15 protein-coding genes and 1 tRNA gene are annotated in these 24,383 nt (G+C 35.6%); 9 read left to right on the top strand and 7 right to left on the bottom strand.

Features of this window, described 5'->3' with window-relative positions:
• Positions 1–210 precede the first annotated feature (210 nt).
• From ACN0WI_RS06420 to bglX, 5 genes are all read left to right on the top strand, one after another.
• Positions 211–3,222, top strand: coding sequence for a SusC/RagA family TonB-linked outer membrane protein (locus tag ACN0WI_RS06420; RefSeq protein WP_417885826.1), 3,012 nt, complete (start codon positions 211–213; stop codon positions 3,220–3,222).
• A 15-nt stretch (positions 3,223–3,237) separates the two neighbouring features.
• Positions 3,238–4,716 carry a RagB/SusD family nutrient uptake outer membrane protein gene (locus ACN0WI_RS06415; protein ID WP_417885825.1) on the top strand — a complete coding sequence of 493 codons (1,479 nt, stop codon included), beginning with the start codon at positions 3,238–3,240 and terminating at the stop codon, positions 4,714–4,716.
• A 58-nt stretch (positions 4,717–4,774) separates the two neighbouring features.
• Positions 4,775–6,163: a glucoamylase family protein gene (locus ACN0WI_RS06410; RefSeq protein ID WP_417885824.1), complete on the top strand. Its 1,389-nt coding sequence runs from the start codon at positions 4,775–4,777 to the stop codon at positions 6,161–6,163.
• Positions 6,164–6,166: 3 nt separating this feature from the next.
• Positions 6,167–6,892: a prolyl oligopeptidase family serine peptidase gene (locus tag ACN0WI_RS06405; protein ID WP_417885823.1), complete on the top strand. Its 726-nt coding sequence runs from the start codon at positions 6,167–6,169 to the stop codon at positions 6,890–6,892.
• 78 nt (positions 6,893–6,970) lie between these two features.
• Positions 6,971–9,274, top strand: a complete 2,304-nt coding sequence (gene bglX, locus ACN0WI_RS06400; RefSeq protein WP_417885822.1) for a beta-glucosidase BglX — start codon at positions 6,971–6,973, stop codon at positions 9,272–9,274.
• 635 nt (positions 9,275–9,909) lie between these two features.
• On the opposite strand, the gene ACN0WI_RS06395 is transcribed toward bglX, so the two are convergent.
• Positions 9,910–10,095, bottom strand: coding sequence for a hypothetical protein (locus tag ACN0WI_RS06395; protein ID WP_417885821.1), 186 nt, complete (start codon positions 10,093–10,095; stop codon positions 9,910–9,912).
• A gap of 298 nt (positions 10,096–10,393) precedes the next feature.
• Here ACN0WI_RS06395 and ACN0WI_RS06390 point away from each other — a divergent pair, with 298 nt between their 5' ends.
• From ACN0WI_RS06390 to ACN0WI_RS06380, 3 genes are all read left to right on the top strand, one after another.
• Positions 10,394–10,843 carry a GatB/YqeY domain-containing protein gene (locus tag ACN0WI_RS06390; RefSeq protein ID WP_417885820.1) on the top strand — a complete coding sequence of 150 codons (450 nt, stop codon included), beginning with the start codon at positions 10,394–10,396 and terminating at the stop codon, positions 10,841–10,843.
• Positions 10,844–10,858: 15 nt separating this feature from the next.
• Positions 10,859–10,932: transfer RNA gene (locus tag ACN0WI_RS06385), tRNA-Arg, on the top strand.
• A 308-nt stretch (positions 10,933–11,240) separates the two neighbouring features.
• Complete coding sequence (locus ACN0WI_RS06380) at positions 11,241–11,588, top strand: MauE/DoxX family redox-associated membrane protein (RefSeq protein ID WP_417885819.1); 348 nt, start codon at positions 11,241–11,243, stop codon at positions 11,586–11,588.
• Positions 11,589–11,690: 102 nt separating this feature from the next.
• On the opposite strand, the gene ACN0WI_RS06375 is transcribed toward ACN0WI_RS06380, so the two are convergent.
• A complete protein-coding gene (locus ACN0WI_RS06375) occupies positions 11,691–13,079 on the bottom strand; it encodes an RtcB family protein (protein WP_417885818.1) in 1,389 nt (462 codons plus the stop codon).
• A 168-nt stretch (positions 13,080–13,247) separates the two neighbouring features.
• On the opposite strand from ACN0WI_RS06375, the gene ACN0WI_RS06370 reads away from it, so the two are divergent.
• On the top strand, positions 13,248–14,258 hold the full coding sequence (locus tag ACN0WI_RS06370) for a helix-turn-helix transcriptional regulator (RefSeq protein WP_417885817.1): 1,011 nt from the start codon (positions 13,248–13,250) through the stop codon (positions 14,256–14,258).
• 186 nt (positions 14,259–14,444) lie between these two features.
• On the opposite strand, the gene ACN0WI_RS06365 is transcribed toward ACN0WI_RS06370, so the two are convergent.
• The 5 genes from ACN0WI_RS06365 to ACN0WI_RS06345 are packed head-to-tail and all read right to left on the bottom strand — an operon-like array spanning position 14,445 to position 24,372.
• Positions 14,445–16,943: a glycosyl hydrolase family 95 catalytic domain-containing protein gene (locus ACN0WI_RS06365; protein ID WP_417885816.1), complete on the bottom strand. Its 2,499-nt coding sequence runs from the start codon at positions 16,941–16,943 to the stop codon at positions 14,445–14,447.
• 37 nt (positions 16,944–16,980) lie between these two features.
• Positions 16,981–20,076, bottom strand: a complete 3,096-nt coding sequence (locus ACN0WI_RS06360; RefSeq protein WP_417885815.1) for a glycoside hydrolase family 2 TIM barrel-domain containing protein — start codon at positions 20,074–20,076, stop codon at positions 16,981–16,983.
• Between the two features lie 18 nt (positions 20,077–20,094).
• The gene (locus tag ACN0WI_RS06355) at positions 20,095–21,225 is read right to left on the bottom strand and encodes an acyltransferase family protein (RefSeq protein WP_417885814.1); all 1,131 of its coding nucleotides are present in this window, start codon (positions 21,223–21,225) and stop codon (positions 20,095–20,097) included.
• 9 nt (positions 21,226–21,234) lie between these two features.
• Positions 21,235–23,502 (bottom strand): alpha-N-acetylglucosaminidase, encoded by a 2,268-nt coding sequence (locus ACN0WI_RS06350; RefSeq protein WP_417885813.1) that lies wholly within the window; start codon positions 23,500–23,502, stop codon positions 21,235–21,237.
• Between the two features lie 6 nt (positions 23,503–23,508).
• Positions 23,509–24,372, bottom strand: a complete 864-nt coding sequence (locus ACN0WI_RS06345; protein WP_417885812.1) for an inositol oxygenase family protein — start codon at positions 24,370–24,372, stop codon at positions 23,509–23,511.
• Positions 24,373–24,383: the final 11 nt, after the last annotated feature.

Raw genomic sequence — 24,383 nt, 5'->3', positions numbered from 1 at the left:
ATAACCATTTTTTGCCAAATTAATACTACTACATTACTACTACATCATTTTTTAACCCCCTTGATATTTTACTTCAAAAAGTGTTTAAATTGCTGTATTTAAGTGTTTTATATGAAAAAAAATAGTGATGTAATTGTTGTGTGCTACATCGTTTGCGTTAATTAGGTGTTAAGATGTATATTTCGTGAAAATTATGTAAACATAAACCGTATGAAATTAAAATTAATTACACTTTTCGTCATGCTTATTTCCGTTGTAGGTATGGCGCAAGACACAAAGACCATTAGTGGTGTAGTGATCGATACAAGTGACGTGCCTTTACCAGGTGCGCAGGTTAAAATTATAGGTAAGAATATTTATTCGGTTACCGATTTTGACGGAAATTTTACGTTGGAAGGGGTGAGTGAAGGTGATACCTTTAGAGTTACTTTTTTAGGGTTTCAGGCAAAAGAAATGCCAGTTACTTCAGAAACTCAATACAACGTAGTATTGCAAGAAGAAGCTTCTGCTTTAAGCGAAGTTGTTGTAATTGGTTATGGTCAGGCAGAATCTAGAGATTTAGCAGGAACAATTAGTAATTTAAAAGCTGAAGAAATTAATGATTCTCCTACAACTTCAGCCTTACAGGCTGCTCAAGGTAAACTTCCTGGGGTTCAAATTATAAATAATGGTTCACCAGGATCTGTTGGTAATGTACGTATACGTGGGTCAATTTCTGTTTTAGGTGGAGCAAATCCTTTATATGTTGTAGATGGAGTTATTACTAATGATATTAGTGGGATCGATAATTCTGATATTGAGAGTTTTGATGTTTTAAAAGATGCTTCTTCAACTGCTATTTATGGGGCTCGTGGAGCAAACGGTGTGATTATAATCACTACTAAATCTGGAAAAGGAAAAATGAATATCTCATTGAGTACAACAACGGGTATTAATACTATAGTTAATTCCGTAGATATGGCAAATGCACAGCAGTATGCTACCTATACTAATGAAGCATTAGCTAGAGGAGGTAATGATCCTGCATTTACACCAGAAGAAATTAGTAATTTATCTACTACTGATTGGATGGATAAAATTACGCAAGATGGATTCTATCAGAAATATAATTTCTCTATTTCAGGTAGTAAAGAAGACGCTTTAGATTACTATGCTTCTGTTAACTATATGGATGAAGAAGGGATTTTGAAAGGAAATAAATATGAACGATTAACTGTTCGTTTAAATAATACGTATCATTTAAGTGATAAAATACGAATTGGCCATAATTTAAGTTTAATTAGAGAGCGAGGGTTTAATCCATCTACCAGTGCTTATGATGGGGATATAATTCCATATGCAGCTTTCACAAATGCTTATAAACAAGCTCCAACTTTCTCAGTAAGAAACGAAAATGGAAATTATGCTCGTACAATTTTAAATGATGTTGGAAACCCAGTAGCTGAAATTGAAAATAATCAGTCTGTAAATGAACAGGTTAAAATTTTAGGAAATGTTTGGGGAGAAATTGATTTATTTGATTGGTTAACGTTTAGATCTAGCTTAGGGGTAAATGTAAATCGTCAAAAAATACGTGCTTATGGTGCTAGATATGTAATCGAAAATGAAAGTAGTACTCAAATTAATAATCAAAATCAACAATTATCGGTTGAGGATAAAGATTTTGAACGTTTCAATTGGGATAATTTCTTTACGATAGATAAAAAATTTGGAAGACATGATTTCCAATTAAATTTAGGTCTAACTTCAGAGCGTTTAACTTCAGAATATTTAAAAGGCTCCCGAAGAGGAGTTCCACCATCAGATAATTTGTTGTATTTAGGTATTGGTGAACAAGAAGGGCAGACTTTAGATAACGGTGGTGATAAATCAACTCGTTTAGCTTATTTCTCTCGTTTACTGTATAATTTCGATAAAAGATATGTCTTTAATGCAACTATACGTAGAGAAGGTTCTTCTAAATTTTCAGATAAAGAGCGTATCAAATACTATCCTTCTTTTGGTTTAGCATGGAATATTGATAATGAAGATTTCTTTGATAATCAAAATGTACTATCAAACTTAAAATTAAGAGGTAGTTATGGTTTAGTAGGAAATGATAGAATTGATTCTGGACAGTTTTTACAGCTTATCGATTTTGTAAAATATCCATTCCCTTCTGGTGTAGCAATTGGAGGTACTTCAATAGAACAGTACGATCAAAACTTGAAGTGGGAAACAACGAAAGAATTAGATTTAGGTTTAGAGTTTGCTTTTTTAGATAACAGATTAACAGGAGAATTTACTTATTACAAAAAGCAAACAGAAGATATCTTATTTCCATTAGCCTTACCGGAAACTTCAGGAGATGATAGTTTTATAACTAATGCCGGAGATATCGAGAATAAAGGTGTAGAGGTTGCTTTGGCTTGGTCTGATAGATCTGAAGATGGTGATTTTTCTTATAATATTGGTTTCAATTTAACTTCAAATCAAAACGAATTAACTGCTATTAATCCGGTTATAGAAAATTCTACTCCATTTATTGAGAGTGGAAGTCTTAATAATGGTAAAATTGTCACTCGTACTGTAGAAGGAAAAGAGTTAGGTACATTCTGGTTGTATAAAACAAATGGTGTATTTACAAAACAATCAGATATTGATGGAAGTGCACAACCTAATGCCAAAGTTGGTGATTTTAGATATGTAGATACTGATGGAAACGGGGCTATAGATCAAAACGACCGTCAGTTTATGGGGTCATATCAACCTGATTTTTATTACGGAATTAATTTAGGTGTTACTTATAAGCAAGTAGATTTCTCTACATCATTATTTGGTAACGTGGGTAATAAAGTGTATAACGGGTTGCGTGCGCAACGTTTCAGTGGTGAAAATATAGATGCTGCTTTATTTGCAGACAGATACCAAGGAGGAGAGAATCCAAATTCTGGACCAGCTGCTTTTAATGAAATTCCGTTACCATCAGATTATTACTTAGAAGATGGCGACTTCTTACGGGTAAATAATATTACTATAGGATATAATTTTAGTGATAAAATTTTAGAAACTATTAAGTTATCAAAACTTAGAGTGTATGCTACAGCACAAAATCCATTTACTTTTACTGATTATAGCGGATTTAACCCTGAACTTCCAAGAGGAGTTTTAGATAGTGGTTTAGAATTAGATGCTTATCCAACTACCGCTAAATTCCTTTTAGGTTTAAATATTGACTTTTAAAAAACAATAGATAATATGATTACTATTAAAACTCATTATAAAACGATAGCAAAAGCAGCACTTGTTTGTACTGCGATGTTAACGCTATCTTGTTCAGACGATTATTTAGATGTCGATCCGGAAGGTCAACCTACTGTAGGGAGTGGTTACTTTCAAGGTGCTAATGTAAATAAAGCAATTGTAGCTTCTTATGCACATCTGTTAGACTATAGTCAGCACTCCTTTTCGTATTCGGGGGTATTTAGTATTACTTCTGATGATGCTGATAAAGGAAGTTCTCCTGGCGATACAGGAGCCGATAAAGCAAAATTAGATAATTTTACACACGATGCTACTGATGTTTCTGTAGAAGGTTTATGGGGAGCTAACTATAAAGGTGTAGCTACTGCTAATTCAGGTATTAATATTGTAAATAATCCTGCAAATAACTTAGAGGAAAGTACAATTGCAGAATACCAGGCAGAATTTAAATTTTTTAGAGCTTATCACTATTTTACATTAGTTAGAGTATTTGGTGGTGTACCAATTATTACTCAGGAGACCGATCCTAACGATCAAGAAGCTTTATTAACAAGAAATACTAAGCAAGAAGTTTACGATTTTATTGTAAAAGACTTAACTGAAGCTGCTGAAAATTTACCAATAACACCTGCACAAGTTGGTCGAGTAACTCAGGGATCTGCAAAGTCGATGCTTGCAAAAGTGCAAATGTATCAAGGTAATTGGGAAGAAGTATTACGCTTAACTAATGAGGTTATTGCTTCAGGACAATATGCACTTCATCCTAATTATGCAGAATTATGGAGGATTCAGAATGAAAATACTGAAGAGTCTATTTTTGAAGTACAAGGTAGTGCTTCAGAAAATATAGGAATAGACAACATGGCAACGCACCACGGTGTAAGAGGACAATGGGGCTGGGGTTTCGATGTTCCTTCTCAAAACCTTGTAGATGCGTTTGATGCAGCTGGAGATAAGATACGTAAAAATGCCACCGTTATTTTTAGAGGAGAAGTAATGTATGATAACGATTTGTACGAAGATGATGCAAATTTATCAGCTGTAGTTAGTGAAGATGCACCGAATCCTTACTATAGCGAGAAAATGTATTTTGGTCCTGAAAGCGCAAATGCATTAGAAAAAAACCTAATTATTTTGCGATACGCTGATGTATTACTAATGAATGCTGAAGCAAATAATGAATTAGGAAATTCAGGTGCGGCATTGGAAAGTTTAAATCAAGTACGATCTCGAGTAGAACTACCTGCAATTACAACAACTTCACAGTCTGAACTTCGAGATATTATCTGGAAAGAAAGAAGACTTGAATTAGCTATGGAATTTGATCGATTCTTTGATGTTGTTCGTCAAGGAAGAGGAGCTGAAGTTTTTGGACCTCTAGGCTTTCAAGCTGGGAAAAATGAAGTATTTCCAATTCCTCAAGACCAAATAAATTTATCAGGTGGTTTACTAAAACAAAACCCTGGCTATTAATAAAAATAAGAAAGGTGTTTTGTTTTCAAAACACCTTTCTCTCTATTAAAATTAACCGATGAATCTAAATAACCACATAACCATATTTTTATTGTCAGTTCTGGCATTTACATCTTGTAAAGATGCTAAAGAAGAAACTAAATCAGAACAAGAACAGACAGTGAAAAATAGTATAGTACTAAACGAAGATGAACTTTTAGATACTATTCAGCAACAAACATTAAAATATTTCTGGGATTTTGCAGAGCCTAATAGTGGAATGGCCAGAGAGCGCTACCATCCAGATGGAGATTATGGAGAAAACAATCCTAATATTGTAACTACTGGAGGATCTGGTTTTGGATTGATGGCGATTATAGCCGGAATCGAAAGAGGGTTTATTCCTAGAGAAGAAGCTGTAAAACGCTTAGATAAAATTGCTACATTTCTTGAAAATACACCAAAGTATCACGGAGCATTTCCACATTGGATTAATGGAAAAACTGCGATAACTCAAGATTTTGGCTCAGATAGTAAAGATAATGGAGGAGATATTGTAGAAACTTCATTCTTAGCACAAGGATTTTTAGTAGTACGCCAGTATCTTCAAAATGGGAATGAAGAGGAAAAAGCTGTAGCGTCTAAATTCGATAAATTATGGAAGGATATCGATTGGAACTGGTATACAAATCATAAAAATGGAATTTTTTGGCATTGGTCTCCCGATTATAAATTTGAAAAGAATTTTATGATTGAAGGCTATAATGAATGTTTAATCACTTACATAATGGCGGCAAGTTCTCCAAATCATGCTATTAAACCTGAAGTATATCACCAAGGCTGGGCACGTGGCGGAAATATAACTACTGATAAAAAAGCATATGGGATTCCGTTGATTTTGAAATATAATACTCCGGGTGACAAAGCAGGTCCATTATTTTGGGCTCATTATTCGTATTTAGGCTTAAATCCAAAAGGATTGAGCGATCGATATGCAAATTATTGGGATTTAAATGTAAACCATACCACTATTAATTATGAGTATGCGCAGGAAAATCCAAATAATTTTAAAACTTATAGTCCGGAAAGTTGGGGATTAACAGCTAGTTATACTAAAAATGAAGATGGAAGTATAGGATACGCAGCACACTCTCCAGATGAAGATAAAGGAGTTGTGTCTCCAACAGCAGCAGTAAGTTCTATTCCATATACTCCTGAAAAATCTTTAAAAGCAATCCGTTATTTTTATGAAGATCAACACGATTTACTTTGGGGACCTGCCGGATTTTATGATGCATTTAGTTTAGATGGTGGTGATTGGGTAGCCAAAAGATATCTAGCAATAGATCAAGGTCCAATGGTTGTTATGATAGAAAATTATCGAAGTGGACTTATTTGGGACTTATTTATGAGTGCTCCAGAAGTTCAAAATGGATTAAGAAAGTTAGATTTTAATTTTCAACAATAACTTATGAAATTCACATATTATCCATTAATTGTTATTTTACTCTTTAGTACCTTTTTTTCTGCAGAAGCACAAACTTCAGAAAATCAATTTAAAGAAGAAGTAACGATACCAGTAGATTTAGGATACCTGCTTTATAAACCAGACGGTTATGAAAAAAGCAAAAAGGAATATCCATTAATTGTTTTTTTACACGGAGCCGGAGAACGTGGAACAGATCTTCAGAAAGTTAAAGTAAATGGACCTTTTCAATATCTTAAAGATGGGAATAAAATTGAGGCTGTAATTCTAGCTCCACAATGTCCTGCCGAAACTTATTGGCAACCAGAAGAAGTGGCGGCTTTAGTAAAAAAAATTATAAAAAAAGAGAATATTGATCCGTCTCGAGTATACTTAACAGGTTTGAGTATGGGCGGTTATGGAGTTTGGGCAACTGGTGGTAAATATCCGAAAATGTTTGCAGCTATGGCTCCAGTTTGCGGCGCAATTTATAGACCTATATATAGAAATGCGCAACATTTAAAAGAAATGCCTATTTGGGTATTTCATGGTGCTATGGATGATGTGGTGTTGCCTGAAAATAGTAACAATATGGTAAAAGCTCTTAGAGATGCAGGAAATAGTAACGTAAAGTTTACAATATATCCTTTTGCGAACCATAATAGTTGGACAGAAACTTACAACAATCCAGAACTTTATAAATGGTTGCTTAGTCAAAAGAAGAAATCATAATAAGTTTAGCTAGTTATTTTGAGAAATAGTAACTGAATTAAACCTATTGAAAAAAAGTCTAACCCAAATTAACAAAATATGATAAAGAGAAGTTTAATCACATTATCGCTTATTACCGGATGCTTTTTTGCACCTAGCAGTCAGGTAGTAGCGCAAAATTCACAGACCCAGGAATCGCGAATGAATGCTACTGTAGATTCGATTTTAGCTAAGATGACGATTGACGAAAAAATAGGTCAATTAAATCTATTAAATCCCGGTGGCGGTGTAGCAACTGGTGCTGTGGTTAGCGATAATGTACAGCAAAAAATTAAAGATGGAGAAGTAGGCGGACTTTTTGGAGTTGCCGGCCCAGATAAAATAAAAATTGCACAAGATTACGCAGTAAACGATACTCGTTTAGGAATTCCGCTTTTAATTGGTTCTGATGTTATCCATGGTTATAAAACCACATTCCCTATTCCATTAGGAACTTCAGCTAGTTGGGATTTAGAAATGATTAAAAAAACAGCACAAATTGCTGCTTTAGAAGCTACCGCAGATGGTATCAACTGGAATTTCTCTCCTATGGTAGATATTTCTAGAGATCCTAGGTGGGGTAGAGTTGCAGAAGGTGCTGGGGAAGATCCATACTTAGGGTCTCAAATAGCCAAAGCAATGGTAGAAGGTTACCAAGGTGACGATCTTACTAAAGAGAATACTATGATTGCTACCGTAAAGCACTTTGCCTTGTATGGAGCATCAGAATCGGGAAGAGATTATAATACTACCGATATGAGTAGAATTAAAATGTTTAATGAATATTTGCCACCATATAAAGCTGCAATCGATGCTGGTGTGGGTAGTGTAATGAGTTCATTTAACGATGTGGACGGTGTTCCAGCAACAGGAAATAAATGGTTGTTAACTACGTTGCTTCGTGATAAATGGGGTTTTGATGGTTTTGTAACGTCAGATTATACCTCAGTAAATGAGATGATTGCTCATGGATTAGGAGATCTTCAAGCTGTTTCTGCCTTAGCTTTAAAAGCTGGTTTAGATATGGATATGGTTGGAGAAGGGTTTTTAACTACATTGAAAAAATCTTTAGAAGAAGGTAAAGTAACCGAACAAGAAATTACAACTGCCGCTCGACGAATTTTAGAAGCTAAATATAAATTAGGCCTTTTCGAAGATCCGTATAAATATTTAGATGAAAACAGAACTAAAAAAGATATTCTTAAAAAATCAAGTCGAGAATTTGCTAGAGAAGTAGCAGCACATTCTTTTGTATTATTAAAAAAAGATGCAGGCGTATTACCACTAAAAAAAGATGCTAAAATTGCATTAATAGGGCCACTGGCAAATAACAAGAATAATATGTTAGGGACATGGGCTCCTACCGGAGATCCACAACTTTCTATTCCGGTTTTAGAAGGAATTAAAAATGTTGCGCCAAAAGCTAAAATCAACTATGCACAAGGAGCTAATATTACCAATGATGAAGAGTTTGCTGAAAAGATAAACGTTTTTGGTCCTCGTGCAGAAATCAGTAATGTTTCCCCTGAAAAAATGTTGGAAAAAGCATTAAAAGCAGCAAAAAAATCGGATGTAATTATAGCTGTGGTTGGAGAAGCTTCAGAAATGAGCGGAGAATCGGCTAGTAGAACTAATTTGTTAATTCCTGAAAGTCAGAAAAAATTAATTCGAGAATTAGCTAAAACCGATAAACCAATGGCTATTGTTTTAATGAGTGGACGCCCATTAAATATTTCGGAAGAAGCTGCATTACCGGTAGATATTTTACAAGTTTGGCATCCTGGAGTAGAAGCAGGAAATGCTATTGCCGATGTAATTTTTGGAGATTATAATCCTTCAGGAAAGATCACAGCTTCTTGGCCAAGAAATGTTGGACAAGTTCCAGTGTACTACCGTATGAAAAATACAGGTCGCCCACAGCCTAGTGATGATTTTACGAAATTTAAATCTCAATATTTAGATGTTTCAAACTCTCCATTATATCCATTTGGTTTCGGATTAAGTTATACAGATTTTGAGTATAAAAACATAACTGCTAGTGCTGATAAACTGCCAATGGATGGCACTATTACGCTGAGTGCAACAGTTACTAATACCGGAGATTTTGATGGAGAAGAAGTGGTGCAATTATACATTCACGATAAAGTGAGAAGTATTACTCCACCTTTAAAAGAGTTAAAAGGTTTTAAAAAAATAATGCTTAAAAAAGGTGAATCTAAAACAGTAAGTTTTGAAATTTCAGCAGAAGATTTGAAATTTTATAACAGTAACTTAGATTTTGTAACTGAACCTGGTGAATTTGAATATGTTATCGCAGGAAGTTCAGATAAAGAATTCAAAAATTCTTTTGAATTAGTGAAATAATATAACTAGTTTGTTTAAAATTTTAAAAAGCCTGATGAATTTTCATCAGGCTTTTTTATTGAAATATATTAAATAAAAAAACGATTCAAAATCAATGATTTTATATTTCTAGATGTTAATAAATATTCTCAGTTTGCTGAAATTCTTGATTAAAAAAAACAGCATCAAAATACTGAAAGACTTGGTCTAAATATTTAAAAGGAATTCTTGAAATTTCATGTTTATTTCCTCTGAAGCTATTTAGTACATATGGTATTTCTAATTTTTTTAATCGTTCTGCAATAGTCTTTTAATCATCCAAAATAATATATCTAGGGTAGTAGTTTTTACAAAGATGATAGGGAGCTCTATTGTATGGAACAATATCATCTACCATAACATGAAAGAAAATAGTGGGGATAGCATTTTCTTATGTTATATAACGGGCATCAATAATAGCACTTGCTAAAGATGATATTCCTTTAAGTTTTATTGAAGTATACTTATTCGTATTTTTAAACAGTAGCTTTTTATTAAAGGCAGTACTTAAAACTGCTTCAGCTCCTGCACTACTACCTCTAACAATTTATTTTATTTGGATCTATATTTTGTGCTTCTTTTTTAGTGATTATAAACTGTACAGCATCTAAAAAGTCTTAAGCAGATTTTTTAAAAGTTTCTATTTTTCCTTCTGCAGAATAATCATATCCAAATGATTTATCTTTACGAGTAAGACTAAATGAAATTTGTATAGTGACATAGCCATATTCCGCAGCAGTTTTGGCTAGCTTAACTTCGTCTTTATTTATAGGATAACAATATCCAAAACCACCCCCATGCATAAATATAAATATAAGTCTATTTTTAAAATTATTTTGAGGTATTATAAATACGTATAAAAAGATCTTTAGAATATTTTTTTATTACAGACTAATGTTTGAACAGGTTCTATCTAACATCTTTTTTTGTAAAATATTCTTGTGCAGTTAGTTGAAAAAAGGCTGATAGAAATAGGAATAATAAACATTTTTTAAGCATAAATAAATGAGTTTAGTAAAAATTGAATTTAAAGAATTTTAGATCGTTTTCTTGTGGTTTTTTTGGTTATATTATTTTATATTCGCATTCAAATTTGTAAAAATGAGTTTGCAAGATAAAGTGATGGTAGAAATGAAAGCTGCCATGAAAGCAAAAGATAGTGCAAAGTTAGAAGCATTACGAGCAGTTAAAGGAGCCATTTTATTGGCAAATACTGAAAGTTATTCAAAAGAGGGTTTATCGGAGGAAGAAGAGTTAAACATTCTACAGAAACTGGTAAAGCAACGTAAAGATAGTGCTGCAATTTATAAGGAGCAGGGTAGAGAAGACCTAGCTGAACCTGAAATTAAGCAAGCTGAAATTATTGAAGCTTTTTTGCCTGAGCAATTAAGTGAAGAAGAGGTTGCGGCAAAGGTAGATGCAATTATAGCAGAAACCGGAGCGAGCAGTATGAAAGATATGGGTAAAGTAATGGGAATGGCGAGTAAAGAGTTAAACGGAAAAGCTGATGGTAAAACTATTTCAACCATTGTAAAACAACGTTTAAGCTAACAATAAAAAATAAATGGCCCCGTGGCGCAACTGAATAGCGCATCAGATTTCGGCTCTGAGGGTTGCAGGTTTGAATCCTGCCGGGGTCACTTTTAAATAAAGGTCTAGCATATTTTGCTAGACTTTTTTATTTTAAATATATTATTTTTAATGTTTGTGATATAGAATTTTGTGTTTATAGAAATACATAATTCAGGTTATTAGATTTTTAATGGAATCTCAGATAATCGTTATGAGCATCTCAATATTTCTGGAACAATAAAGAAGCAAGGCAACGCCCCAAGTTTGATGCCTTTAATTTATTTCAGTTATACAAATAATAATGTCAAATATTTTATAAAGTCTATTCAATAATTGCTCTTATTCTTTTTCTATAGTATCTTTTATATAAAAAGAAATGATAAGGATCGGAACAAGAAGTGTTGTTAGGTTATTGATGGGATCGGCTATGATATTTGCAGGAGTAGCACATCTTACTTTTAAAAGAAAAGAATTTCAGGCACAAGTGCCGCGTTGGTTACCAACAAATCAACCATTAATGGATATAACCGTGATTACTTCAGGAATTGTTGAGATCACTTTGGGCATGTTAATGATCTTATGGAAAGAAAAAAGAATAAGTACAGGACTGATGTTAGCCTTATTTTTCCTGGCAATATATCTCAGTATACGAATAGGATCGATGCATTTGGATTGGATACAGATACCAAACCTTTTATTCGTTTGTTATTTCAACCATTACTAATTTATGGCACTTTATGGTCTACAGGAGCAGATCAGTATTTAGTAGCGAAAAGCAATAAATAGTAATAGTCTATATTATTTAGACTGGTTATTTAAAAATTATTTACCTTCTCTTCCTTTTTCGCCATGGTGCGTTCTTTTGCCAGTCACCTGCCATGATACTGCCATAGGGAATCACCTCATCCAAAACATTCCCAAGATTAAAATCTGTCATTTGATTTCTGACAACCGATGCTGGTTTATAAGCACTTGGCAATTCAGAAATATCAATCTCATTCGAATAAAAGCGAATATCGAGATCTTGAGTTTCATTTTTAAAGATCTCTTCTGCACTCAGGCCTTCAAGATTTCTTTTGTGTTGGGTTCTACTCATATTTCGACCGGCACCATGAGGAGCAAAGCCTAAATTATTTTCAGTGGTTGGGCCTTCAACAATTAAAACTGGCTCTGCCATATTCAAAGGTATTAATCTTGGACCTGTAATATCAGGCATAAAGCTTTTATCTAATGGTGTAGCGCCTTTTGCATGATAAAAGGTATCCCCGTTCTTAAATACAAAATTATGCTCATTCCAATAACGATCTTGAACTTTCTTTCCAATCTTTTCCGATACAGTTTCGTGAATAATTTTATGATTTAATTTTGTCCATTTTCTTATTACCTGCAGCGCTTCCCAATAATCACTACCTTCTTCACTGTTATAAGGAATCCAGGCATTTTGTTTTAGAGTTTGAGGTGAAAGTAACTTTCTAAAGCGTTCTGCAGTGGTCATTCCTTTAGCATATAATCGTGCTCCCGGTCCTCTGGATCCATGATGAGTAATCATCATGGTATTCCCTGTTTTAGCAGATTGACCAACAAATAAAAAGTGGTTACCATCTCCCTGAGTTCCCAGATGTTCTCTTGCAATAGAAATGCTTTTATCATCCCATAGAAATTCATTAGTTTTAAATGCTTCTAGTAGATCATCAGGTAGTTGAAATTGTTGACCTCGAGGCCTTCCACCGGGACCAAAATGTGTGGACTCATGGGCCGCATCCATTACTTTCTTAGGCTCTATTGCACCAAAATCTGTTAGCATTACAGAACAACAGATATCTGCGCTATGCATACCGGGGTGAATGGCATTTTTAGTAGCTACAACACCGCCAACAGGTATAGTGCCAATAGGTCCGGCAGGGCAGGCATCAGGCATAATAGCCCCTCCAATCACTGTAGGAGTTCGCATTACCTGATCCATAGTTTCCTTTACTTTTTTGACATTATCTTCTTCAAGTTCATTATCCGCTGAGATATTTAAACTATATGAAACAGGATGATCGAATAAAAATTTTTGCTCTGGAAGTTTATATTGTTCCAGGTAATTTTTCATTTCTTCTTCTGTAAGTATGTTATCATTGATATGTTCTAAAGCTTTTCGGTACCACTTTGCAGGTGGATATCCCATGGCTTTTAGATCATGACCTGTAATAATTCTTTGTGATTTTTCCATGATAATTTAATTTTTAAAGCTCCGTCACCTCCAAGCGTGTGACGGAGTACTACAGCAGAAATACATTTTATAGGTATTTCTTTTTCTTTAATACAAATATGCTAGTACAACTACGCAATCTTTTTGCGTAGTTGTGAAAAAGAATTAATTTTCATTAAAATTTCTAAAATGGCTGTTACCAAAAATGCTTTGATCCGCTATAAAACTATCGATAGGTGTTTGCAAAATCATTACCGAAAATGGACGCTTGATGATCTTATGGAAGCCTGTAGTGATTCATTATTTGAATTTGAAGGTAGAAATATTAATGTTAGTAAACGTACGGTGCAACTGGATATCCAAATGCTGCGTAGTGATAAATTAGGCTATAATGCACCTATTGAAGTTTATGATAGAAAATATTACTGCTATAGCGACCCTAATTATACAATTACAGATATCCCTTTGACTGAAAATGATATGAATGTGCTTTTGGAAACAATGAACATGCTAAAGCAATTTCAGGATTTTTCATTGTTTTCAGAATTTAAAGGGATTTTAAATAAACTGGAAGATAAAATTTATACTGCAAAAAATCATAAATCATCCATTATCCACTTAGATAAAAATACAGATTTAAAAGGACTGCAATGGCTGGACGAATTATATCAGGCGATTCTAAAGCAGGTAGTATTAAAAGTGATGTATCAGTCGTTTAGAGCAGATTATCCTGCAGAGATCGAATTTCATCCACACTTATTGAAAGAATTTAATAATCGTTGGTTTTTAATAGGTAGAAAAACAGAGACTACTAAGGTGATTACTTTTGCTCTAGATCGTATTTTGGGTATAGACTATGATTTTAGTACTGAATATATTCCAATTCATTATGATGCTGATGAGTATTATAAAAATACAATTGGTGTTACAGTTTTAGAGCGCACAAAACCACAAAAAGTAATTTTTAAGGTGGATAGGCTGAATGCGCCCTATGTACTAACTAAACCATTCCACCAGTCTCAAAAAATATTGGAAGAGCATAATAATGGCAGTGTTACATTTATGATCATAGTACATCATAATTTTGAGCTGGAGCGATTACTATTGGGCTTTGGTAATAGTTTAGAAGTTTTGGCGCCTCGAATTCTTAGAAGAAATATCAAGAAAAAGTTAGAGTCGGCTGCTAGTCTTTATAAATAGAAAGTTTTGAATATCATTCTATAGTTCATTTTTATTTTAATCGAAACTTAATGCTACAATGAATTATAATTGAGATGGGGTAAAGATATATTGAAGATGTTCCTATTCTACCAATAGAACTTTAGCCTAAAAATAAAGGCTATCTCGATTTGTGTAAGGAATACTTAAGATAGTTTTCTTTTTTGATTAATTATTTAGAGCTAAAATATTGTAAGTTTCTCCGGCTTTTGTTTTAAACTTGGTAAGGTAATAAGCTCCTTCTTTCTTACTTTCAACCGAAAGTCCTTCCACCTCGACAGGCTGGGCGGTACGCAATACCAGCATTTCACCAGACTGAGAACGTATGTTTGCAGTTTGCAGTTTTTGATCGTTCCAAACCAGATCTACCTCAAAGTTGTCCCTGGCTTTTAAACCTGTTACCGAGCCAGTATCCCAAGCTTGAGGCAAGGCAGGAAGCAAATGTAATTCTCCCAAATGGCTTTGCAAAAGCATTTCGGCTATGCCTGCAGTGGCACCAAAATTTCCATCGATCTGAAATGGAGGATGCGCGTCAAACAAATTGGGGTAGGTACCGCCCTTATGCTCTTTAGAATACGGATCTACATAATGCATCAATTCGCGAATCATTTTATAGGCGTGATCGCCGTCAAGCAAACGGGCTGCAAAATTGATCTTCCAGGCTTTACTCCAGCCGGTACTTTCATCACCCCGCAGTTCAAAAGTCTTTTCTGTGGCTTCGGCTAGCTCGGGAGTTTTAAGCGGCGAGATTGAGGTACCTGGATGCAGTCCAAACAAATGTGAGACATGGCGATGGTGCGGATCTTCCTCTTCAAAATCGAGGTTCCATTCTTGCAACTGCCCTTTTGCCCCTATTTGATAGGGTACTAAGCGTTTTTGAGCATCCTTAATTTTCTGTCTCAGTTCGGTATCGATATTAAGAACTTCTGAAGCTTTTATTGTATTGCTGAATAGTTCACGGATAATGGCCATATCCATTGTAGATCCCTCAGTAACCGCATATCCTTTACCATCTACTAAAAATAGATTTTCAGGAGAAGTGGAAGGAGCAGTAGTCAATTTCCCATTATGTTCTACTAACCAGTCAAGTGTAAATATAGCTGCTTCTTTCATTACTGGATAGACTTGCTCCAGAAAGTCTGTATCTTTTGTAAAAGCATAATGCTCCCAAAGGTGAAGGGTTAGCCAGTTACCGCCCATATACCAATTTGCCCAAAGTGGATCACCGTCACCGCGATTTCCTACAGGGTTTGCGGTTGCCCAAATGTCTGAATTATGATGTAATACCCACCCGTCTGCGTCGTAAAATTCTTTAGCTATGCGGCTTCCTGTAATTGATGCATTTTGAATATAATCTAAAAATGGCTTGTGCATTTCACTAAGATTTGTAGTTTCTGCAGGCCAGTAATTCATTTCAGCGTTGATGTTTGTAGTATAATTAGAACTCCATGATGGACGCATTTCTTTATTCCATATTCCTTGTAAATTAGCCGCAATTCCATCTGGACGAGAAGAGGACACAAGTAAATATCTGCCGTATTGAAAATATAATGCTTCCAACTCGGGATCTTTAGCTCCTTCTGAATAAGCTTTTAAACGACTGTCGACAGGCTGGTTTATTTTATCTTTTGAAGTTTCCCCTAAATCGAGAGCAACTCGTTCCATAAATTGAGAAAAATCTGCAATGTGATCTGATTTCAGTTGCTCATAAGTCTTTTTTGAAGCTGTTTTCATATACTCACTTGCTATTTTCTCTTCATCTAAACCATCTTTATCTGGGCATGTATCAAAACCGTTAAAACTAGTTGCGGCTGTGAGTAAAATTACTACTTCTGATGCTTCAGAGATTATAAGGCTTTTGCTGTCTGTTGTTAGATTTCCATTGTTTTTAAGTATTTTAATACGATATTGAAAACGCATTCCATCGCATTTTTCTGGATCATCATAAGTTATAGGCGCTTCACCTTCGGGATTGTAGTAATTCGGATTTACATTTGCAGGGGCCTTACCGCTTACCACCAATTCCTTATTTTCAGTTAGCGAAACTTCAGAACGGAGCTGACTTTCTGCAGAAAGATTTAGGTTTAGTTCTTTAGCTCCTTCAGCAGTTAGTTTCATTACCAATACATTATCGGGAGCAGAAGTAAAAAATTCTCTACTATATTTAACACCATTGGCTTCAAAATTAGTGGTAGTAATAGCATTTTCTATATTTAATTCACGTTTGTAGCCTTGTACAGAATCATTTTCAAGCTCTTGATGCAACAGTAGATCACCCATAGGCATATAAGACTGCGTATAATAACCTTGCATTTTTTTGGCTAAAAGTGTCGCTTGTTCGTAATCTTTTTCAAAAATTGCTTCGCGCAATGGTTTTAAGTAAGTGGCTGCATCGGAATTTATGCTTTCTGGAACAGGCCCACCACTGTATAAGGAACTTTCATTTAACTGAATCAATTCGTCACTTACACGACCAAATACCATTGCGCCTATTTTACCATTACCTAATGGTAAGGCTTCCACCCATTCGCGTGCTGGCGCATTGTACCAAAGTGTAGGCAAATCAGTTTGTATAATTTCAGCATTTAGGCTTTCTTCACTTTTGCAGGAAATCAGCCCAAGTATCAAAAGTAATAACGAAGAAATTCGGAAGAACATTTTTTTCATTAATTGATTTTTTAATTTAGATACTATCTTTTTCAGATTAAAGTTCTATAAGTTTAAGGATATAACTATAGGAATAACTATCTCCTGTTAATCGATATTCAGAATGTGGGTAAGCGCTCCAACTAGTATCTCCGCCAAGACCACGTTGTGCCAAATCTATATGTAAAGTTGTTTCATCTCGGTAACGCAGGTTTGTAGGATGCTGGTTCTTTTTTGTTTCACCGGGATCCAGGGCTTCGGTTTTGATTGGAAGGGCACTGAAGGATAGCGGTTGAAGTCCCTTAACAGAAAGAATGTTTCCATTTGTATCAGTCAGTTTTAACCAGCGTGTATCCGTATGGTAACCATATTCCTGTGGGCGGATATAAGGCATTTTCAAATTGTCTACTTGTGCTTTGTATATTCCAATAAAAGCAGCGGAATTACGGTCCATGTAATTTTCTTCGGGACCGCGCCCGTAATATTCTAAATTATCAAAACCGGCAGGAAGCTGCATACGCATCCCAAAGCGGGGAAGTTCAGGCACATCTTTACCATTGGTGTCCAGCTTAGCAGTAACACGAATGCTGCCATCATTTTGTATCAAATATATAAGTGTATAAGGAAGGTTAATATCATTTAGGTGATAGGTGACCTGAATGGGTAAACCTGCTTCGGTCTGTTTTTCAACTTTTACATCTTCTAGTGTCACATTACTGTGCGCACTTCGCCAAATATTCAGTTCTTCGGGCATTTTGTTTCCAAAATCATTATCGGTAGGTGCACGCCAAAAATAAGGTTGAGGAAGTTCTTCAAGCATAGTTAAATCATTACTATACGAAGTGAATTTGCCGGATTTCAGATCAAAAGTTCCTTTTATAGAACCTGAATTAAAAATAAGCTGATCTTCTTCGGTTTTGACATCTAATTTTTGATCGTTTTTTGTATTGGCAAAAATAGGCTCTGTAATTGAAAACTGGGCTTTTGCGATCTTGTGATCCGCAGGAATAAGATCTGTAGCTGTTTTGGTAACTGTGTAAATATTTAAAAGGTACTCAGCATCAGAATCAAGTTTAGGAAGTTTAAGTTTTTTAGTTTCCGAAGTGTGCGGAGTCACAGATAGCGAAAAGTTTTCGGTTTTAATCACTTCGCCATCCTGTAGCAACTGCCATTTAAATTGATAATCTTTAAGATTGGTGAAATCAAATTCATTATATACAGAGAGCTTTCTGCTTTCTTTATCAAAGTCAAACTGCACGTTTTGATACACCCTTTTAACCTCTTCTAAAGCTGGATGTGGAGTTCGGTTTGCAGAAACAAGACCATTAGCACAAAAATTCTCATCATTTTGAAAATTAAGTCCTCCCAAATCGCCACCATATGCCCAATATGTTCCCATATCGTCCTGTGTTTTTATTCCTTGATCCACCCAGTCCCAAATAAAGCCACCTTGCATCTGGTCACTGCTTCTTATAATGTCCCAATATTCATTGAAATTACCTGTGCTGTTACCCATCGCATGCGCATATTCACACATAATATAGGGACGATATTTATCGGTAGCCGTGGCATATTCCCGTATATTCTCCATAGTTGGATACATTGGGCAAACTATATCGGTATTACGTTCTTCGTTGGCCTGTTCAAATTGAACCAGTCTTGTGGTATCGCGCTCTTTTACCCAGTCGTATGCTTTCGGAAAGAAAATTCCATTACCACATTCATTACCTAGAGACCAGATAATCACTGAAGGATGATTTTTATCGCGCTCCACTAATCGCTGAACTCGATCCATTTGTGCAGGAAACCATTCTGGTTGATAAGCCGGATGACGGTCTTTGTTTTTTACTGCATGCACATTAGCTCCCATACCATGAGATTCTATATTGGCTTCATCTACCAGATACATACCGTATTGATCACAGAGTTTATACCATAGAGGATTTTGTGGATAATGGCTTGTACGCACGGCATTGATGTTGTTTTGTTTCATAAGCTTCAGATCTTTGATCATTACCTCGCGAGAAGGTACGTGACCTTTAACATCGTCGTGAATATGAAGATTTACACCTTTAATTAAAACTGGCATACCGTTTACAAGTAACTGTGCGTTTTTAAGTTCAATAGATCTAAAGCCCACCTGTTCTGATGTAACCATTAACGTTTTACCGTTATTGTTTTTTAAGGTTAAAACTACATCATACAAATTAGGCGTTTCTGCGCTCCAGGTATTTACGTTTTTAATTATGGTCTGAAAGTTTAGAGGAGAATCTGTATTTTCAAAGTTTTTGGTTGCAGAATAAACCGGTTTAGATGCGTTTAAAGGAATAATTTCAAGTTTTAAAGAGCCTGATTGAGTTTCGCTATCAAAACTTTTTAATGCCACTGAAGCATCAAATACTCCGTCTTTATAGTTGTTTTTAAGGTCTGCCTTCAAAAAGAAATCCCATATACTTGTTTTCGGAAGCGCATATAGAAATACGTCCTGCTCCAGACCGCTTAACCTCCAAAAGTCCTGATCTTCGAGATAACTTCCATCGTGCCACCTAAATACCTGAATAGCCAGTTGATTGTTTCCTTTGGTGAGCAAAGGGGTTATATCAAATTCAGAAGGGGACTTAGCGACTTTGGTCATTCCAGCTTCCTTTCCATTTACGAAAACTCTTGCATATCCCGATACAGATGAAAGGTTTAGAATTACTTCTTTATCATTCCAGTTTTTCGGGATTTTGAAAGTTCTGCGATAGGTGCCTATAGGATTATAGCTGTTGTCCACGAAAGGTGGATTCTTAGGAAAAGGATAATCAATATTTGTATAAATAGGCGTGCCGAAACCTTCGAGTTCCCAATTAGAAGGTACTGTAATAGTATCCCAATTAGAATCATCAAAACTCGATTGATAAAAATCCGTAGGTCGTTCTTCAGGTTTTTTAACAAAATTAAACTTCCAAGTTCCATTTAAAGATTGATAATAAGGAGACTCCGAAAATGTATCGGCACGAGCATTCGTTTCGGTCTCGTAGGCAATAAAATCGGTATGAGGCGCCAGTTTATTACGTTCGTACACCAGTGGGTTTTCCCATTCATTTGCTTCTTGCGCCTGGCTTGCAAAAAAGGTAAACAATATTAAGTATAGAGGAGCAAAGATTTTCATTAATTTATTTTTCAATAGTTATATTTTGACATAGATTTTCTTCTTATCCATCCAATATCCCAATGCCCAGCATAATAGCATAAAAACAATGGCAGTGATTAGAGCACCGAACGAACCTGGAAATATGCGTTGAAATATTTCTTCACTTACCCATTCAAAAGCATCTTGGTTGTCATTCACAGGAATTAATCGAAGACTGATGTAAAACAATTCGGAAAATAGATAAATCACCAACGGATTTTTACCAAATGTGTTGAAAAATTCACTACCAAACTTTAATTTCTTTAATTCTACTGCGAAGATTAAAATCGCAAGCATAGAAAGGTTTAAGGCGATGGTTAAAAGCGCAAATGGACTTGTCCATAATTTTTTGGAAAGTGGAAAGATAAGTGCCCACCACTCTGCCAATGCAAAGAGTAGAAATCCTGCTATCATTAGTTTAGCAATGGTTTCAAAAGATTTTCCCTTTTTTCTAATAAATACTCCAGCAAGAAAACCAGCGAGTACATTGACTATACTTGGCAGCGTACTTAATATGCCTTCAGGATCAAATGGGATAGCATCTTTTTTATAGATGTGACCTTCACCTAAAATGGCAAAGTCAAATTTTGCCGCGGCATTGGTAGCCATTTCAAGTTCATGGCCTGGCTCTCCAAAACCATACAGAATTCCCCAATAGACAAGTAAAATTGCTGCACAAATGAATACAATGGTTTTAACTGAAAAATACCGAACGATGACTGCACCAAAAAAGTAGCACAAAGCGATACGCTGTAAAACCCCCATAACCCGGGTTTCAGAAAAAGGAGAAAGTTCTAAATGACCATCATTTATTCTGAAAAAAGGAAACCAATACATCAAAAACCCTAAAAGGAAAATAATGACTGTACGTTTTAAAACTTTTTTCCAAAAATCTGCCCCTGAAGACTCCTGAAATTTACGCATTGAAAAACTCATCGCATTACCCGTCGCAAACAGAAATGATGGGAAAACCAAATCTGCAAGGGTAAACCCGAACCATTGCGCATGAACTAAATAGGGATACATTTCCGCGCCTGTTCCAGGGGTATTTACTAGAATCATTAGCGCTATGGTAAGCCCTCTGAATATGTCGAGTGATAAAAAGCGTTCTGATGTTTTTACAGTCATAAGTTTGGATTAATAATTATAATCAATAGGCGGCATGATCTTAGTAATTGGTGCAATTTTGCTTCTGTATTTTGTGTGAAGTTCTTTTGCAATTTTATATGCATCGCCACTAGGTTTAATGGAATATGATTCCTCTTTGTTAACCCATTTCCATTCCCACTGTTTTATTTTTTCATCAAAAGCTTCCTGATCAAAATCACCCCAGCTTGCTTCAATAGCGGTAATAAACTGTTGCCAGCGTGGTTTGTAAAAGTCATTAAATACACCGCTCCATTGGCGACAAGAATATTCGTGCAGCGGATTATCTGGTCCCCCCCAAAGAGTAATAAGATCTCTAGCATTCTGTTCGTAAAGTGCTTTTTCTTCAGGCGTGGTACCCCAGCTTCGTGCATCGGCTATCCACGGACCTAGTAGGAAGTCTTTTCGTGTTGCAAGTAATCTATCCATATCACTGATAAGCGTTAGCAAATCTTCGCTGTGTTTCTTAAAGGCTTTCTTATCGTTGTTACGATAAGCAATGGCCATTTGCTGTTGTACGGGTAGCGCATAGTTAGCAAGCACTTGGCGAGTAAGGTCCACCAAATCGTATTCAAAACCGTCGGAATCTTTAAAGTCATCACTTGCGTCAATAAACAAATCCCAAGCAGGCAACAGGTCAAGTGGATCGTAATTCATTTTGGTACGTGCCCACCGACGATAACCCTCAAAAGTTGGACGTGCAGCGATAATTGACTCGGCACCATCACGTATAGTTGTACCATTGTAAGCCGTTTCAACTAAAATATCCCAGGCTTTTAATAAGCTGTCATTTACAGTTCCATAACGGTTTCTAGTGTATTTTTTTAACCAAGGCTTAAGTTTTATAGGAGTGTCTCGCCATGTATTGTCGGTCATTAACTCGTAAAGCACCGGGTTTTGTTCTATGGCTTCCATCGTAAGGCCAATACCTTTCAAATTCCCCGAAGTACTGTCATTTAATGCCAGTGCCGGTTGTTCGGCAACGGTCTCGATACGGCCAAACATACTGATGTTTCCACCAAAATTGTGCAGCATATTCCAGATCCATTGTTTGCCGTAGAAAGCTTCGGTTTGCTTCCAAACGGGCTCGATTTCGGTAGCTAGGTCTAAAATGATCATGCGATCATCAGGAACTGTACTTAGCAAACCTTTAATTTGCGGTGTCTTCCAAAAATCTTTATGACTGTAAAATAACCAACCTTGCATTACCCATGTTGCATCGGGATCTGCAGATTTCATTCCTTCAAAAATCTTTTTACTTAACTCTCCCAAATATTTAGGATCGTCTGAAGGTGGCTCATTCTCATTAAAGGTATCTGCTGTATAGAAATGATCTGTGCCAAAAATTTCCTCCTGTTTTTCCAAAAAGCGTTTTCCTATTTCAGCAAAAAGCGGGTCTTCTGCATCAAGAATGTACGTATCTCCAAAATCGTTACCCCAATTAGTTTTTTTGAGATTAGCATCGGGGAAGAACTTTTTAAAGGAAGCAGGCACATGTCCTGTAAAAGCGGGAAGCACCGGTTTCATACCCAATTCACGAGAACGCTTTAAAATTTTCTTTTGCAGATCGCGATGGCTTTCCTTCCAACTTTGTGGAAGTGGGCCACCCCAACCATCCAGATTTCCCATCCAAAACCAAGAGAAATATGAAGGACCGCTGAAAAAGTCTTCGAGATCTTCATCGGTGAATCCGTAAGATTTATATACCTCATCCCAAATGTATTCTTCTCCAGTAATGGCTAGAGGCATATTAATACCATGAAGCGCCATCCAGTCAATTTCTTTTTCCCAGCGTTCCCAATCCCACCAGCTCATTGAATAGTTGAAAGTGCAATAATTAAGGTAATAGCGGTATTCGTAAGGTGATTCTTTACGTATAGTTTTTTCTGGCAAGGGCAACGATTCTGGAAAGTTAAGGTTATTCCCATTCCATGTAATCTGACCATGCGCAAATTCTTTTATGTAATAGTACAATGCTGAGGCTATTGCCACTCCATTATTCCCTCTTAAACTTATTTTGCCATCTTGAGTTGCAATTTCAAAAGCTTGATCGCCTTCTCCTGGTAAAGAGTCAATAATAAAGTCCTCCGAATATTCAGGTACAATCCTATTTAAAAGACTTTGGTAAGGTTTATTTACCACAGGTTCTTTCTCTACATCTTTTTTACAGGATAAAAGTCCCGAAATGATTAGCACACACAAAGCAATCTTTAATGGTGATGAGAGTTTAGGTTTGGGAGTCATAATAGTTCTTATCAATGTATTTTAAAATTTAAGGGTGTCCGGTAAAAATTTAGCAGCCAAATCCTCATAATATGGTCTAAGTTCTTTAACGTTTGGTGGCGTAGGAGCTTTAGAATAAAGATCATAAGGGTTAAACTTCTCTACCCATTTGAACAATTTATGATCATGAGTGGTCATTAGATGATCGTAGGCACCTTCGCGATGTTGAGAATAAAAAGAATGATAACGAATCATATATAAAGCTTCTTCAGGAAGATAGTCCTTCATAATATGATATAGATACTCGTCGTGACCCCAAGACATATGTACGTTGTCCAATCCACAATTTGGACTATAAACACCATATTTGGAATTAAAACTTTCATCATTATAATCAGGGTTTAGTTTAAAAAACTCTGAATATACAATCTTGTCGGAATAAGCACAACCTACTGGAAAAGTGTCACCCACAACAGCCCATTGCGGTTCACCAAAAAGACATAGCACTTTACCTAAATCATGTAGGAAACCTGTGAGTACAAACCAATCTGGATGTCCATCTGCACGAATAGCTTCTGAAGTTTGCAATAAATGTTGAGTTTGATCTAAATCGATATCCGGATCAGAATCATCAACAAGTGTATTTAGAAAATCTACAGCATCCCAAAGCGACATTTCACGACGATTAAACTTAAGGAAATCATTCTTCTTTTCGAGAACAAAGTCATAGGTCTGGTTGATATGATTAATACGATAAAATTCTTTTACTGTATCGCGTGCTGGTGCTTCGTAATTACGAAATTCTTCTTTAGCTTTATGAGCTTCTTCAGGATAGCGACGTACCACATCATCTTCCCATTCATCAAGACTGTCTAAAGGTTGTGATTTTGATTTGATATTTTTCATAGATTTAAAAT

Origin of the sequence: Zunongwangia sp. (assembly GCF_048269745.1) — a bacterium.
In the GTDB taxonomy this organism is placed as follows: Bacteria; Bacteroidota; Bacteroidia; order Flavobacteriales; family Flavobacteriaceae; genus Zunongwangia.
The sequence above is the reverse complement of the archived record's forward strand: the minus strand, read 5'-3'. Positions and strand labels throughout refer to the sequence as shown.

Excerpts from the sequence above, each read along its gene's own strand:
- ACN0WI_RS06360 (WP_417885815.1), bottom strand. The coding sequence starts at position 20,076 with ATGAAAATCTTTGCTCCTCTATACTTAATATTGTTTACCTTTTTTGCA.
- ACN0WI_RS06420 (WP_417885826.1), top strand. The coding sequence starts at position 211 with ATGAAATTAAAATTAATTACACTTTTCGTCATGCTTATTTCCGTTGTA.
- ACN0WI_RS06365 (WP_417885816.1), bottom strand. The coding sequence starts at position 16,943 with ATGAAAAAAATGTTCTTCCGAATTTCTTCGTTATTACTTTTGATACTT.
- ACN0WI_RS06395 (WP_417885821.1), bottom strand. The coding sequence starts at position 10,095 with ATGCATGGGGGTGGTTTTGGATATTGTTATCCTATAAATAAAGACGAA.
- ACN0WI_RS06405 (WP_417885823.1), top strand. The coding sequence starts at position 6,167 with ATGAAATTCACATATTATCCATTAATTGTTATTTTACTCTTTAGTACC.
- ACN0WI_RS06355 (WP_417885814.1), bottom strand. The coding sequence starts at position 21,225 with ATGACTGTAAAAACATCAGAACGCTTTTTATCACTCGACATATTCAGA.
- ACN0WI_RS06410 (WP_417885824.1), top strand. The coding sequence starts at position 4,775 with ATGAATCTAAATAACCACATAACCATATTTTTATTGTCAGTTCTGGCA.
- bglX (WP_417885822.1), top strand. The coding sequence starts at position 6,971 with ATGATAAAGAGAAGTTTAATCACATTATCGCTTATTACCGGATGCTTT.
- ACN0WI_RS06370 (WP_417885817.1), top strand. The coding sequence starts at position 13,248 with ATGGCTGTTACCAAAAATGCTTTGATCCGCTATAAAACTATCGATAGG.
- ACN0WI_RS06375 (WP_417885818.1), bottom strand. The coding sequence starts at position 13,079 with ATGGAAAAATCACAAAGAATTATTACAGGTCATGATCTAAAAGCCATG.
- ACN0WI_RS06390 (WP_417885820.1), top strand. The coding sequence starts at position 10,394 with ATGAGTTTGCAAGATAAAGTGATGGTAGAAATGAAAGCTGCCATGAAA.
- ACN0WI_RS06380 (WP_417885819.1), top strand. The coding sequence starts at position 11,241 with ATGATAAGGATCGGAACAAGAAGTGTTGTTAGGTTATTGATGGGATCG.
- ACN0WI_RS06345 (WP_417885812.1), bottom strand. The coding sequence starts at position 24,372 with ATGAAAAATATCAAATCAAAATCACAACCTTTAGACAGTCTTGATGAA.
- ACN0WI_RS06415 (WP_417885825.1), top strand. The coding sequence starts at position 3,238 with ATGATTACTATTAAAACTCATTATAAAACGATAGCAAAAGCAGCACTT.